At 46.6% G+C, this 13,436-nt stretch carries 12 protein-coding genes; 4 read left to right on the forward strand and 8 right to left on the reverse strand.

The features are described 5' to 3' along the window. Positions 1-692 precede the first annotated feature (692 nt). The 4 genes from BGP75_RS26740 to BGP75_RS04830 all read left to right on the forward strand — a co-directional run bounded on the left by BGP75_RS26740 (position 693) and on the right by BGP75_RS04830 (position 3,013). Positions 693-905 carry a hypothetical protein gene (locus BGP75_RS26740; RefSeq protein ID WP_143820981.1) on the forward strand — a complete coding sequence of 71 codons (213 nt, stop codon included), beginning with the start codon at positions 693-695 and terminating at the stop codon, positions 903-905. A gap of 135 nt (positions 906-1,040) precedes the next feature. After that, positions 1,041-1,613, forward strand: coding sequence for a hypothetical protein (locus BGP75_RS04820; protein WP_076715901.1), 573 nt, complete (start codon positions 1,041-1,043; stop codon positions 1,611-1,613). Positions 1,614-1,769: 156 nt separating this feature from the next. Next, on the forward strand, positions 1,770-2,291 hold the full coding sequence (locus tag BGP75_RS04825) for a MerR family transcriptional regulator (protein WP_076715903.1): 522 nt from the start codon (positions 1,770-1,772) through the stop codon (positions 2,289-2,291). Between the two features lie 260 nt (positions 2,292-2,551). Beyond that, on the forward strand, positions 2,552-3,013 hold the full coding sequence (locus BGP75_RS04830) for a hypothetical protein (RefSeq protein ID WP_143820982.1): 462 nt from the start codon (positions 2,552-2,554) through the stop codon (positions 3,011-3,013). A gap of 67 nt (positions 3,014-3,080) precedes the next feature. Here BGP75_RS04830 and BGP75_RS04835 read toward each other — a convergent pair whose 3' ends face one another. The 8 genes from BGP75_RS04835 to BGP75_RS04870 all read right to left on the reverse strand — a co-directional run bounded on the left by BGP75_RS04835 (position 3,081) and on the right by BGP75_RS04870 (position 13,265). Next, the gene (locus BGP75_RS04835) at positions 3,081-3,938 is read right to left on the reverse strand and encodes a PA4780 family RIO1-like protein kinase (RefSeq protein WP_076715905.1); all 858 of its coding nucleotides are present in this window, start codon (positions 3,936-3,938) and stop codon (positions 3,081-3,083) included. Between the two features lie 139 nt (positions 3,939-4,077). Then, the gene (locus BGP75_RS04840; RefSeq protein ID WP_076715906.1) at positions 4,078-6,081 is read right to left on the reverse strand and encodes a DNA topoisomerase III; all 2,004 of its coding nucleotides are present in this window, start codon (positions 6,079-6,081) and stop codon (positions 4,078-4,080) included. Positions 6,082-6,142: 61 nt separating this feature from the next. Then, entirely contained in the window at positions 6,143-8,881 is a 2,739-nt protein-coding gene (locus tag BGP75_RS04845) for an ATP-binding protein (RefSeq protein ID WP_076715909.1), read from the reverse strand. 234 nt (positions 8,882-9,115) lie between these two features. Continuing rightward, a complete protein-coding gene (locus BGP75_RS04850; protein WP_076715911.1) occupies positions 9,116-9,967 on the reverse strand; it encodes an ABC transporter substrate-binding protein in 852 nt (283 codons plus the stop codon). A gap of 57 nt (positions 9,968-10,024) precedes the next feature. Further along, positions 10,025-11,317, reverse strand: coding sequence for a CinA family nicotinamide mononucleotide deamidase-related protein (locus BGP75_RS04855; protein ID WP_076715912.1), 1,293 nt, complete (start codon positions 11,315-11,317; stop codon positions 10,025-10,027). Positions 11,318-11,400: 83 nt separating this feature from the next. After that, on the reverse strand, positions 11,401-11,721 hold the full coding sequence (locus tag BGP75_RS04860; protein ID WP_076715913.1) for a hypothetical protein: 321 nt from the start codon (positions 11,719-11,721) through the stop codon (positions 11,401-11,403). A 140-nt stretch (positions 11,722-11,861) separates the two neighbouring features. Then, positions 11,862-12,455, reverse strand: coding sequence for a hypothetical protein (locus BGP75_RS04865; protein WP_076715916.1), 594 nt, complete (start codon positions 12,453-12,455; stop codon positions 11,862-11,864). Between the two features lie 51 nt (positions 12,456-12,506). Further along, positions 12,507-13,265, reverse strand: a complete 759-nt coding sequence (locus BGP75_RS04870; RefSeq protein ID WP_076715919.1) for an ABC transporter substrate-binding protein — start codon at positions 13,263-13,265, stop codon at positions 12,507-12,509. Positions 13,266-13,436: the final 171 nt, after the last annotated feature.

Genomic DNA, 13,436 nt, shown 5'->3' on the forward strand with positions numbered 1-13,436 from the left:
ATAAATCCTGGTGATCATCTGAAAATAAATATCCGTTTGGTTGATTTTTAATCGAATTTTCATCAACCACCATTTGTCCGATATTCTGCAGATGCCTTACCTCGATGGCTTTGATATGATCTTGCGAGCCCTTGATTTAGTCATTATCTAAGCTCTGAGTATAGCTTCCCCTTTTTCTCCCATTGGCTTGAGCTGAGGACGCCCTTCGTTGCCCTTGGTGAAACGGTTAGTGATTGTCGATATCTGCGACGGTCAGGTACAGGGTTTCAGCCAAGCGTAAGCCCATACTGTAAGCGACTTCGTTCAACAAGAAGCTCAAAGGGAATGGCTACTCGCCGCTTCGCTATGTTTCGGCATCTTATTATTTGAGCATTAGGGCTATGGGAGGCTGGCTATATGATTTTCAGAGATCGTTGGTCTTTGAAACGCTATGCTGAGCGATTGGGAAACAGATGGCTCAAAGGGGCGGGCCGAAATATCTTTAATTGTAGGAGCAATAATTTGGATAAGGCGAAGAGAGCTATTATGACGGATTTATTGATGGATATCCTTGAAATTTTTAGTGGAAGATCAAAATGTTAAAAACAGTAGTACTTTTCAGTTCGTTGTTGATGTCGATATCAGTTTTTGCCTGTGATTCTGCGAAAAACCCTTGTGGGAACACGGCTCATTCGAAGGTGTCGGAGGTCGATATGGAAGAGCAAATGAACAAAATGGCACCTATGTTTGGGAATATGGTGCAAAGCATGATGTCTGGGCGTTTTGAGGCATTAGCTGACCCGGCAGTCACAAAACAACTTGCCCGATTTTCTAAAAGTTATTTTGATGCTCTTGTTAGCGAGGGCTTTAGCGAAGATCAGGCGCTAAAAATAGTAGTTTCCGTAGGTATTCCAACTGCTCAGTAATGAGAGCAGTAAGGTCATACTCCCTTGAGAATCTGAGATAATTGCGACACAGATTAACCTATAAAAAGAGTGACTGACAGAAATGCGCATTAAGAAACCCCTAAAGGAACATAAGCATTTTTTAGACATATCACTATGAAAAAAGACGAAATTTCGGCGCAAACTAAGTTGGAAGATATTTCTGCCCTGGCAGCCGCTCCCCGGCAAAAATTGCAACAACTGGGAGCTGAGACATTACAGGATATTGCAGACAATCTATCTCGATCCAGGTTAAAAAACACACGCCGTATTGGACCGAAAACCTTCGCGTTGATCACTGGGTTGTTGGAGCAGGCTGGGCTTCAGTTACGTGATAATGTTTTGAGTTCCAGTGTTGAGTTGCAGGAACAAGTGCAGCAGTTCAGTACGGATACGGAACTGCTTCGAAGTCAGGTTCAGCAATGGGTCAGGTTAAATAAACCAGACATTGATCTTGCCTGGAGGGAGCATCGGGAAGGGGCTTACGGGGACTATCTCAGAGCACAAATGCTGGCGCTGAATGAAATATCTGCAAATTCTGTAGTGAAGCGTGAATTTGAGCATCAACTGGTACGGTCGTTACAGCGGTATCAACGTCAGACCCGCTATGCAAAAAGTAAAGAAGCACTGATGGATGGGATTACCGCTCAGGGAAAGGTCAATCGAAACCGATCACGACGATACCGTTAATCTCCAGGGTTACTGACGAAGTGAATTTGCTTATCTATTCTGGTCCCATAACCGCTTTTAAACAGCTACGGAAATTTTTAAAGTGAAGTTACTTGACCTGTCTATGGGTGCAGGGTGGATGCTGTCCCTGAACTCATTGGGAGAAGAGCACAGAATATGCTGACAGTTAGCCAGTTGGGGAAAAAGTTCCAAATATCAAGATCAACCATTCTTTACTACGAGCGGGAAAATATACTCCTGCCAGCCAGACGATCAGAAAATGGTTATCGCTGGTATGGAAGTGATCAGATTGAGCGCTTGGAACGCATTTTGACCTACCGTTCTGTTGGTGTTCCCGTGTCTGAACTTAATGGGCTATTGCAACGAAAAGATGATGTTGGCAGTGCACAGCTTCTCTGGGACCAGTTTCATAATCTGGAACGGGAAATAAAGAAGCTGCGCCAGCAGCAACGCGCCATCTTAAAATTTCTGGATAACCCAATGGTATTGGAGGAAACAATGGTCAGTAAAGAACGCTGGGTCGAGATAATGAAAGTATCTGGGATGAGTGATGAGGCCATGCACAACTGGCATCGGCAGTTTGAAAAGATGGAACCGGATTCTCATCAGGAATTTCTCGAATCATTGAGTATTGAGGATGAGGAAATCAGCCGGATCAGAGAGTGGTCCCGGAGCTAGTCTGAAGTCCCGAAAGTTAATGCTGTAAATAAACTTGCCCAGGGAGGGGCAAGTCGGAAAAAGCGATTTTCCGCAAGGGTAGGATCCTTTAGATGGATAAAACTGCCTACATTGATAAAACAACTTACATGGGCAGGCTTTACTATAAATTAATCCTGATCTAATGCAGATCAATTGACTGGATGCTAGTGATTGTCGACTTCAGGTATCTGGATAATGATGAGATCAGTTAGTAAAGGCTTTTTATGCAGGTGTATCAAATGAAACGATCAACAACAAGGCTCTTATTTATGAAGCTGGCCCATTGGCTTATGCTGCCGCTTTTAATGGCAGTGACATTGAATATCTATGCCGACAGTCAGGTTGAAAAGCGATCTATCAGCATTGATTTGGTTCTGGACCAATCACTGCGGCAGTATGCTGATAAACCCTGGGTGGTTTATGTATTTGCCAAGCCTCTGGATTCTAAGGTCCCTGTCGCTTCAAAAAAGCTAACGCTTAATCAGGTTCCGATGAGGGTACTTCTGGAAGAAAAGAACTTTCTGTTGGAAAATCTGACCTTAGCTTCAGTAGATAAAGTCACCGTGGCTGCTAAAGTTACCCGACATGGTTCGCCGCACAAAACGGTGGTGGGGGATTTATTGGCTAAATCCTTACCCATTGATTTTACTGAAGGGGCAAATCAAACGATTCGTCTGGTGATAGACAAAGAGGTTGATTAGCCGGTTTATCGTATAAATAGGGGGTTGGCAGCAGTCATAAGGGACATCGCTGCCAGATCTTGTGAAACTAGGCCAGTGCCTCTGCTTCGCGCTGGCGCTCAATGCGGTCTTGCTCTTCCTGCATAGCCGCTTTGATTTCTAACAGAACAGAGTCTACATCAGCTGTTTCAGCGCTCTCTTCAAAGAGGCCGGTCAGTTCTGTTTCTGGGAGTAGCTCTCCATCTTCATAGAGCGCCCACATCTCTTTAGCGTATTTACTTTCCAGCAGCTCAGGGGCGTATTGAGCGTAATAATGGGTCATATTATTAACATCTCGTTCCAGCATGCTCCTGGCGTTATTGTTAGCAGCTGCGTCCACTGCCTGGGGCAGGTCAATGATAACCGGGCCGTAATCATCAACCAGCACATTAAATTCTGACAGATCACCGTGTACCAGTCCGGCACAGAGCATGAGCATCACATAATGCATCACAGTGGCATGGTCTTCACGAGCTTGCTCGGCAGACATGGTTACATCGTTCAGGCGGGGGGCGACTTCACCTTCATCGTCAGTAACCAGTTCCATCAGTAATACCCCGTCAAAGCAGCCGTAAGGCTGTGGCACTCGTACTCCGGCATTGGCTAGTCGGTACAGAGCGTCAACTTCGGCGTTGTGCCAGACATCTTCTTGCTGCTTGCGGCCGAATTTAGAGCCTTTTTCCATTGCACGGGCACGGCGGCTATTACGGACTTTACGACCTTCCTGATAGAGCACAGCCTGTTTAAAGCTGCGTTTGCTAGCTTCTTTGTAGACTTTGGCACAACGGATTTCAGAACCGCAGCGTACTACGTAGACCGTGGCTTCTTTACCGCTCATTAATTGGCTGATGACTTCATCAACCAGACCATCTTCAACCAGAGGTTGGATTCGTTTCGGAATTTTCATAGCGCCCTTATACATTGATTGAGAGCAATATGGAATACAGGAAGTGAATCTTCCAGCATATTTGTACTTTCTGACAGGTACTTTCCTGTGCGGGGGGTGAATAAACGGCAATAGGGGAGGTAGGGAATCTCCAGTGGGATTACTTTCTTGTTTTGGGTTTTGTTTTACCCCATTTACGCTTTTTCCTGGTCGGTGCTGTTGCCACTCCCTGTAACCCGGTCGGTAACGTTTGACTGGCCTCCGCAACCAGCTGTGTCAGAGTGGTTATCATCGGCTCCATAAAACTCTGGTAATTGCGTTCTCTAAGGCTAATGGCGTTGAGAACAGATTCCCACTGAGCGGTCATATCCGGTTTAGTTGAGCTTTCTGACAGGCTGGAAATTAACCCTTTACCCGCCGGTGTTGAATGGATCTGTTTCCCCTGACGGACTAAAAAACCCCGTTTAAACAGCAGCTCTATTATTCCTGCTCTGGTTGCCTCAGTCCCTAAACCATCAGTCTCTTTCAGTATCTTCCGGATTTCAGCATCCTCAACGTATCGGGAAATCCCTGTCATTGCTGCCAGCAGGGTCGCATCGGTAAAGGCTTTGGGGGGCTGGGTTTGTTTTTCCAGAAGTTCACCCCGATGGCAATGTAGTTGTTGTCCCTGCTCTAGCACAGGAAGCGTTGAAGGGGCATCGGTTTGTTGTTCTGGTGTCGAGTTAAGCTTTGAGTTTTTGTCCTGATTGGGTTCTGAGTTCTGGTGCTTGAATTGTTCAGGCTTCTTGGGGAACAGCATCTTCCAGCCCTGGTCCGTTATCTGATTGCCCTTGCAGGTAAATAATCCACCTTCGATAACCAGCTCAACGCGTGTTTCAAGAAAGCGGTGATCGGGGAAAAACTGGCATAGATACTGACGGCTAATCAGTTCGTACAGGTGCTGCTCAGACTTGCTGAGAGCGCTTAGCTGCTTGGCGGCTAATGTGGGTATGATAGCGTGATGGGCGTCAACCTTACTGTCGTTCCAGGCTTTGCTTTTTATCCCTGGATTTGCTGATTGAATGATCTGACTGAATGTACTGCAATTCCTGGCGATTTGTTGGATTACAGCAGAAGCCTGTTGATGGTGCTCCAGAGGTAAATAACGACTATCTGATCGAGGATAAGTGATTAATTTATGACGCTCGTAAAGAGATTGGCAATTATCCAGCACCTGTTGGGCTGTCATGCCATAGCGCTTACTGGCCTCAATTTGCAGTGTTGATAGGTTAAAAGGGAGGGGAGGTGCCTGTCGACGTTTCTTTGTGTCTGACTTGGTTATTTCAGCGGGTTTGTCGGTAATTCGTTTAGCGACCAGTTCTGCCAGCTTACGAGAAAGCACCCGCCCTTCTTCGTCCATCTGTGGTTGACAGGATTCACTCGGTTGCCATTTTGCAGTAAATGGCTCGCCGTCGGCTGTCATAAGGTGGGCCAAAACCTCATAAAAGGGTTTGGATACAAAATTTTCAATGACTTTATCTCGCCTGACAACCAGTCCCAAAACCGGAGTTTGCACCCGACCGACGGACAGAACTCCTTGATAGCCTACCTTACGTCCTTGAACGGTATAGGCACGGGTCAGGTTTATACCGTAAAGCCAGTCAGCTCTGGAGCGGGCCAGTGCCGAAGTGGAAAGGGGGATAAAGTCACGATTTTCTCTAAGCTGGGAAAGAGCCCTTTTAACGGCTGAAGGGTTTAAATCATTGACCAGACATCGCTGAACCTGTTGATATTTCCCCTTTTTGACACCTGTTTTGTCGGTTGCCTTTACAAAATTTATCAATTCATCCACCAGCAGCTGGCCCTCGCGATCCGGGTCGCCTACATGAACTAACTGTTCTGCTTGTTTGACAAGTTTTTTGAGTATATTTAATTGCTTGCGGCTGCTTGACCGAGGTTTTAGTTGCCACTGATCGGGAATAATCGGCAGATGTTCCAGTTTCCACTGCTTGAAGGTTGGATCATAGCTATCGGGTTCAGCCTGTTCTAACAGGTGGCCAATACACCAGCTTACACAGTCACCGTTGCCAACGTAGATGCAGCCCTCCTGGCGACGGTGAGGGCGGGGAAGGGCATCGGCAAGGGCACGGCCGAGGCTGGGTTTTTCTGCGATATAAAGAATCATTCAGGACAGGGTTTCAGTTCAGGATGAGTATTTCAGTTAAGGGTTTTCATTTGATTAGTGGTTAGTTACTCAGTTCCTGTTTGAGCCGGGCAACGCCTGCTTGAGCACGCTCGTTGTCGGGACTCATCCACAATAGTCGCGAGTAGTTTTGCGCAGCGATCCCCCAGTTCTGCTCTTCCATAGCGCGTTCTGCACGGGCTTGATAGCGTTGTGCTATATCTTTGATACCGTTTAATGCCACGGTATTTTGTGGGTCCAGTTCCAGAATACGACGATAAGTGAGCACTGCATTATCGTTTTCAGGGATCGTTAATCGGTACGCTTTTTGGTGGATCTCGGCTTTTTTCAACAATAGTTTTATCTGAGCTTGACGTGCTTCTATTTCTGCAGTGAGGGCAGTCTTTTCAATATTGCTGTCGGGCGTTGGAATTTCTGAGGCATCTTGATTCCTGTTATCAACGCTGTTCTCTTCAGATAACGTAACAGGTCCAACGGGGGCCGAATTTTCTATGTTGGGGATTTGTCTGCTGATGTTCTCAGACAGGGGCTCTTTCTGGCTGATTTCTGCGCTAGTCGCTGTCGTTGGTTCAGATCCGTTGGGTTCAGGTTCAGTTGATTGAGACATCGTGGTTTCGGAAATTGGTGAAGAGGAAACCGTTTTGCTCAGGCTGGAATCCGTATTAGTTACAGCATTTGTATTAATAGCGACATCCGTGTTCGTGGTGGTGTCTCTGTTAGTCGTGATGTCGCTAATAGCCGCAGCGGTTTTGTCCTCCAGGACAACTGGCTGCTGCGGGATTGCGGGTGCTTCCACTGTGGCTACTGGTTCTTGACTCTGGCTGTTGGTTGGCTCGGACGGAATTGGTGAGGTACCTGTAGGGGGGGATTTTTCATCAATCTGAGCGGTTGTAGCGGAATTTCTTATGCTGTCTGTATCTGTGGCCGGTTGACTGCTTTCCTGGGCCGGTAAAGGTTTTGTTGCAGCAGGTTCTGTTGGGGCTTTTGCTACGGTAATGGCTTGGCTTGGAGGCTGGTCATCGATTAAAGACTGGATCTTCAGCTGCATTTCAGAGATAAACTCGGTGACCTGTTGTTGAGTTTGAGCGGCAAGTTGCTTGGGGTCAAAATCCGGATTCTTGCTCAGGTGCAGGTAGCCTGCCCCTCCGGCGACAATCACAAGTATAGCGACCATGGGTAAGGCTATTGAGCGCTTTTTCTTCTCATCAAAATCAGTAATGGACTTAATTGGATGAAGTTCAGGGCGGCTTGTCCCGGGAGAAAACTCCAGAACATCAGCGCCTGACTTTGTTGTACCTTGTGATTTGTTTTGAGCTGAGGAAACTGGGGTTGGAGATACCGCCAGAGGGGCATTTTCTGTAGCGTTGTTAGCTTCAGGGTACTCTTTGGTTGCTGGGCTCTGTTGCGACAGACTTTGCTGTTTAACTGCTGACTCTTTACCTAAGGACTCTTTAACTGACAATTTGGACTCAGACGAGATCGGTGTTGGTCTGTTCTGTTTGTCATTAGCGCGTCTGTTGCCAGAGGACTGGTCTGCTTGCGGGAGTGGCGTTACTTTTTCAGTTATTGGTTGCGTCAGAGTGTCTGGATGTTGTTGGGGCTGTTTTTTTGCAGATATTGCCGGGCTTTTCGAAGGGGATTCGGCGTTTTTTAGGGTCGGTTTGAGTTTCTTGATAACGGCACTTTTAGGTGCGGAGTTACTTTCAACGGTAGTCTTTGCGCGGGATTCCGCTTTATCTGTCCGGTTAGTTGATGAGGTGGGCTGTTCTTCTGGGTTTTTTTCCGGCTCAACTGGATCGGAGGGCTCTAATACTGAATCGATTTCAACCTTTGGAGCGGCGAGATCGTTAACAAATAAGGGAGTGTCCAAACGATCAGAGCGTTTTTTTAGCTGAGGTACTTTTGGGGTATCTAATAAGGATGCCGTTAGAAGACCTCCAAGAGTGTCTCCCTGGTGAGAGCTGGTTCCTTCAGTTTCGGAGGGCTGGAATTGTTTCTCTTGCGCAGGCCATTGATCCGCATTTAGCTGGCCAAAACTGTTTTCAGAGTGAACTTGATCAACGATCTCTTCATTAATCTGATTCTGACCAGAGATTGTGGTTTCGATCACTGCCAGTTTGACCAGCTTTTGAGCGCTTCGAAAGCTTCCAGCGGCATTAAACAACAGTGATTGCAGCGCTGATTCCTTAATGCTCAGGTTTCCTTTTGACTCCTGTGCTACAAGCCCCTTGACGTAGCTTTTCAATTCATCTTCCGTGGGAGGACTAAGCAGTAAGTGTTGACTGAGCAGTGTTCGATCAATATGTTTTTGTAACAGTTGTCTGTGGAACCCCGGTGATGCGAAGAGTACTCCCCTGATCGGAAGAAGCGGTGTGTCTCCGGAGATCGCGTTGGCAAGGGATGTTAATGTTTCCTCGGGGATGTATTGAGCATCATCGATCAGAAGCGCCAGTGGACTGCCGGTCCGCTCTTTTTCCTGTGCATATTCACGCACTGCATCCAGGCAGCTGTCGTTAGCAGTAGCAGGGCTATGAGCGGGGCTTTGTGAGAGCTCTAACTTGTCGGCAATTGTGTTCAGCAACTCTTCGACATCAAAACGGCAGTAAGACAGGCTGACAAGGGTGTATCGGGTTTGCAGCTTATCTTCGAGTTGTTTCTTTAACAACGTCTTACCAGTGCCTGAAGCGCCTTCGATCAAAACGAAGCCGTTGCAATCAGCCAATGTCTCGATAGCGGCCGATCTTGCTGCCTTAAATACTGCTGTTTCAAATCCTTGATTCATTTTGTTTCCGCGTTAAAAATCAGGCACTCGTGTGTTTTTAGCTTTTACTTTAGCGTTTCAGTATAGCGCTGGGAGGACGCCAAATGCCATAGGCCGCTCAGGGAGTTAAGCATACGTGGTTCTATCAGTGAAGAAAGAGCCGTTAGTGGTAAAAGATAGGCAGTAAAAAGCTGTTTTGACAACTGTCCCATCGGATTAGATGGAATCTTGGTGGATGTTCTCTGGTCAGCGATTTTAATGGGGGATGTAACTATTGTATAGCCTTTTGCCCTGGTCCTGACGAACTTTGCCAAGGGATGACCAAAAACGTTCTGACAATTCAGGGTTTTTTTCTACCCATTGAAAGGACAGTGGCAAATACCAATCAGCTTCGATAAAGGGGACTGGAAGCTTGCGAAGCTGACCCAGTTGTCTGTCTGATCGAAACTGGGTCTCAAAGATCGCTTCGTCTACCACATAGCCGTCCAGTCGTTTCAGAGTGACTATTTTCAGTCCCTCCTGAGGAGAGTACGCCTGATTTGAAAAGACATTTAACTGACGCAGTTTTTTTTCGGTTACGTAGCCCAGAGGTGCGGATAGACCGTGTCGAACATTTCCAAAACGAGTACCATCCCAGGTTAATTGTGAGTCATTGTAGGTATAGATGGAGTAACGGCCAGTCCAGAGACTTTTGCTTTGATCGGGTCGATTCAGTTGTTTGGGAAACAGACCCCATTTATCGCGTTCTTTTTGCCAGATAGCGGCGAAAATCCCATCGACCAGACCATGCTTGAGCTGTCTGATGCAACGCTTCCAGGGCAACGTAACAAATTCCGGCTGCAAGCCGGATGCTTCAGCCGCAAGGGTTACCAGCTCTATCAGTAGACCCGGTTTGTGCGTTGCCTGATGGCTGTTTCGTGCTGGAGGGTAAGAATAGGGCGGGTAAAACTGCTCTTCATAACAGATACGAATCACTGGATTTTTATTTTGCTTTAGAGATTGCTGGTCTCCATTAGCGATAGCAATGTCAGTACCTGAAAACAGTATTAGGGCCATACATAGCTTACAAAAGCCTGAACTCGCTGTTGTTGGGCTGATTCGATTCATATTGTAAGAGCTCCTTGTTTCCGGTTCTTTATTTGGAGAGCTCTTCTATGACTGAGACTAGGTTTGCTTTGATAGCAACTGTGGTGGTTTGCGCTCAGTAATGTAGCGTGGCGTTCCCTCTATTTCGCAGGCGATTCGTCTAATAAGATCCAAGCCTGCACCAGCTACCATAGCTTGGAACATACCCCGTCCATAGGGGAAGTATAGGCTGGTACTATGGATTTCGCTATGATCACCCCATGCTAACCAGACCAGTCCCACAGGCTTTTCGTCGCTGCCTCCATCAGGGCCTGCGACACCTGATACGGCTATGGTAAAGTCTGCACCACTGCGTTCCAGTGCTCCCTGAGCCATTTGTCTGACCACGGTTTCACTGACTGCTCCGTAACGTTTAAGATCTTCTTCTTTGACTCCTACCATTTTCATTTTGGCGCTGTTGGCATAGGTAACATAGCCCGCTTCAAATACCGAGGATGACCCCGGTACCTGAGTTAACATTGAAGCGATCAAACCACCGGTGCATGATTCTGCTGTTGTAACTTTCTTTTTTAGCTGTGAAAGGGTTTTTACTACAGCTTGGCTCAAGCTTTGGCTTCCTTCCGAGACTATATAGTCTCCGATTAATTCCTGTAGTTTATGACACCATTTTTCATGCTGATCGGAATATTGAATTTGTGTTTGCAGCTTAACTTCTAAGGTAGGTACTCCTGCTCTAAAACCGAGCTCTACTTCCTCGGGCCAATCAGGAAATTGCTCATCTATCCACTGTTGCAGTCCCGATTCTCCAATACCAAATGTTTGAAATCGACTGAGCAGCAAAGACTTTTCTCTGGGGGATTGTGTTCCGAGCTCAGGAATAATGGTCTGCTCCAGCATTGCCTTTAGCTCACTGGGCACTCCTGGAGTACATAGAATCTGGCAGTGATTGTGATTCAATCGAATGCCTACTGCGGAACCTCTATTATTCGGAATGATTCCAGATCCCTCAGGCAACATTACCTGCTTAAGGTTGGCGTTATTCAGTTGGCTACCCCGGTTACGGCACCATTGTGTCAGGTGCTTCAGAGCCTGAGGGTGTTCGGTTAACGAAGTAGCGGTCAGCTGCGCCAGAGCTTCAGCTGTCATATCATCCCGGGTTGGCCCCAGACCACCGTTGACGATCAGTATATCGGCTGAAGCTGAGAGAGTCTGTAACTGCTCAACCAGCAAGCTCAGATCGTCACCAATGGTGACTTTAGTTTTTATCGTCAGGCCGAGTTCCAGCAATTGCTGAGCAATCATTGCGGAGTTTGAATCGACAATGTCGCCGTTCATCAATTCGTTGCCCGTCAGCAACAGCTGAATATTCATATATGCTTTCCTGGAAGTTGGTTCGGGAACCTGGGTTCCTTCTGTCATAGGTTGAGATCTGAGGACTTCAAACGGAGCCTGTTTTATTCCCAGACAACCCGAACAGGTTCGCCAAAGTCATCATAGATTACTCTCTTTTGGGGTTTAGCAGGTTTTGGTTTTTTAGGTTTATTAGTTGCCAGCTTCGATTGACGCTTTTTCTCAATCGCAATGATGGCTTCCTGAACCGGAGTGCGTTGCTGGCGGGGCTGTCCAAAACCGAGATTATTGGTATTTAACTCCCCGTTTACCAGGCCTGTGCTGCCTGTCTTTACTTCCAGTACTTCTCCTCCTTGTTTGAGGAACTCTTCAACCTGATCTTCGATCTCGGTTCGAATCTGTGCTTTGGTTGGTAGGCGTTTCATACTGGAGGCACTGAGTCTGATACTTGAATTAGGAGATTATATATAGGGTTCTATGTTTGATATTCTTGCTTAAGCGTTAGCGTTTATTTTAGGCGTTACGTTAGCGAAAGAAAAACAGCATTGTTGTTGCATCGATGTGGTCATTCCCAGCTTGATACCTTGCCGTTTTCAAGATAAATAATCTGGTCGCGACCATCCCTGCGCTGGAATATCCATTGCTCAATGCTCTCACTAAACGGGTTTATACGAAAGGGTTTTCCCCAGGAATCGATAACCTGTTGGGGATTCATTCCAACTCCTATTGAATTTCTGTGAATCAGCTGCTGGAATTTTTTCTGTCGAGCCGCCTCTGCTTTTTGTCGTTCTATCTCGCGTTCATCTTCAGTTGTCAGTATTCGGTCCAGTTTTTCCATCGCGCCCATGATCTCCAGCTCTCTCAGGCGATCGGGTGGCACAGAGTTGAGCAACTCGGGCCCTTTTTGTTCTGACGACTCGGAAGCTTCAGAAGTGGATGGAATAATTGCCGGTTCTAAGGCGTCTTCGCCTCTTTGATCAGGCGTTTTACTGTTGCTGCTTTGACTTAGGGTTAGGTTCTCTCTCAGTGCTGCTTTGGTTGTTTTTTTATGCTCGCAGGGATAGCTGTAAATACCAAAGCCTCGCAGACAATCCTCCTGATTACCAGCCAGGGCATTAAATGTTATGAGTGGTAAGAGTAGGAAATAGTATTTGATCATTTTAATATGACTTTGCTACAGAATTTGTTTTAGCAGATGGTAACAGGCTTCTCAGCGACTCTTGGAGATCGGTGCTTTGACCGTTAGTCTCCACCGTTGAACAATTTGCTGCAACAGTCCCCGACTGAATAATTCTGAAAAAGAGCGTTCATAATCGTCAAGGAGGCGCTTGCCATTGGGGTGTTGGTGGGAAATGCCGATATAGAAACCCCGGACACCAACAAGGGGGCTTGTTAATTCCAAGTGCGTCTCACTTAAGTGCAGATTCTCCATGAATAGATGTTTGGCCACTTCTAGAGAGGTCAGAGCGAATTTAACACGGCCTTTGAGTACCAGCTTGAGTGCCTGAAGATCACTATTGACGGATACATGATACAGGTGAGACAGGTCGTTTTCAGATGTGTAAGAGTAGCCTCTTGGTATGGCTACGGTAATCCGGCCAGAATTGTCTTGATCCAGGAGAACGTCATTTGCGCGCTTTTTATAAAGCCCTAGCGGGGTTGTAAGCAGGCTTCTTTTTCCATACAAAAACTGCTGTTCCAGTTCAGGGCTTCGCCAAAGACCAGGAATAACATCCAAGCCCGCATTTTTTGATGTCGCAATAGCGCGTGCAAGTGGCATAGTTACCCGTCGGGTTTCGTAGCCAGCATGTTTAAAAATAGTTTCAACTAATTCAATAATGATACCTCCTCGATCCAGCTTGGGGCCGATGAAGGGGGAGTACTCATATACCGCAATAGATACTTCTTTTGCTATGGCTTTAGAAATAGTTGGGATGGCAAGCAGTATTAGCGTTAGCAATACGTACATTAAACGGTATCTTTTCAGCACAAGACATTTCTCGAAGACGTTAATTGCTCAGACAACAGCACTGTAAAACGAACTTTATGGGCCTGTTGTTAATGGATGCTTATTCTTTCTGGATAACTTCACTTATGGCCAGGAATTTTTATCTGTGCTTAGCCTTTTGATGAGGTGATT

Origin of the sequence: Motiliproteus sp. MSK22-1, from assembly GCF_001968815.1 — a bacterium.
Lineage (GTDB): Bacteria > Pseudomonadota > Gammaproteobacteria > Pseudomonadales > Balneatricaceae > Motiliproteus.

What these genes read in the sequence shown, in the direction of transcription:
- BGP75_RS26740 (WP_143820981.1), top strand. Translation starts at nt 693, where the DNA reads ATGGAAGAGCAAATGAACAAAATGGCACCTATGTTTGGGAATATGGTG.
- BGP75_RS04820 (WP_076715901.1), top strand. Translation starts at nt 1,041, where the DNA reads ATGAAAAAAGACGAAATTTCGGCGCAAACTAAGTTGGAAGATATTTCT.
- BGP75_RS04825 (WP_076715903.1), top strand. Translation starts at nt 1,770, where the DNA reads ATGCTGACAGTTAGCCAGTTGGGGAAAAAGTTCCAAATATCAAGATCA.
- BGP75_RS04830 (WP_143820982.1), top strand. Translation starts at nt 2,552, where the DNA reads ATGAAACGATCAACAACAAGGCTCTTATTTATGAAGCTGGCCCATTGG.
- BGP75_RS04835 (WP_076715905.1), bottom strand. Translation starts at nt 3,938, where the DNA reads ATGAAAATTCCGAAACGAATCCAACCTCTGGTTGAAGATGGTCTGGTT.
- BGP75_RS04840 (WP_076715906.1), bottom strand. Translation starts at nt 6,081, where the DNA reads ATGATTCTTTATATCGCAGAAAAACCCAGCCTCGGCCGTGCCCTTGCC.
- BGP75_RS04845 (WP_076715909.1), bottom strand. Translation starts at nt 8,881, where the DNA reads ATGAATCAAGGATTTGAAACAGCAGTATTTAAGGCAGCAAGATCGGCC.
- BGP75_RS04850 (WP_076715911.1), bottom strand. Translation starts at nt 9,967, where the DNA reads ATGAATCGAATCAGCCCAACAACAGCGAGTTCAGGCTTTTGTAAGCTA.
- BGP75_RS04855 (WP_076715912.1), bottom strand. Translation starts at nt 11,317, where the DNA reads ATGAATATTCAGCTGTTGCTGACGGGCAACGAATTGATGAACGGCGAC.
- BGP75_RS04860 (WP_076715913.1), bottom strand. Translation starts at nt 11,721, where the DNA reads ATGAAACGCCTACCAACCAAAGCACAGATTCGAACCGAGATCGAAGAT.
- BGP75_RS04865 (WP_076715916.1), bottom strand. Translation starts at nt 12,455, where the DNA reads ATGATCAAATACTATTTCCTACTCTTACCACTCATAACATTTAATGCC.
- BGP75_RS04870 (WP_076715919.1), bottom strand. Translation starts at nt 13,265, where the DNA reads ATGTACGTATTGCTAACGCTAATACTGCTTGCCATCCCAACTATTTCT.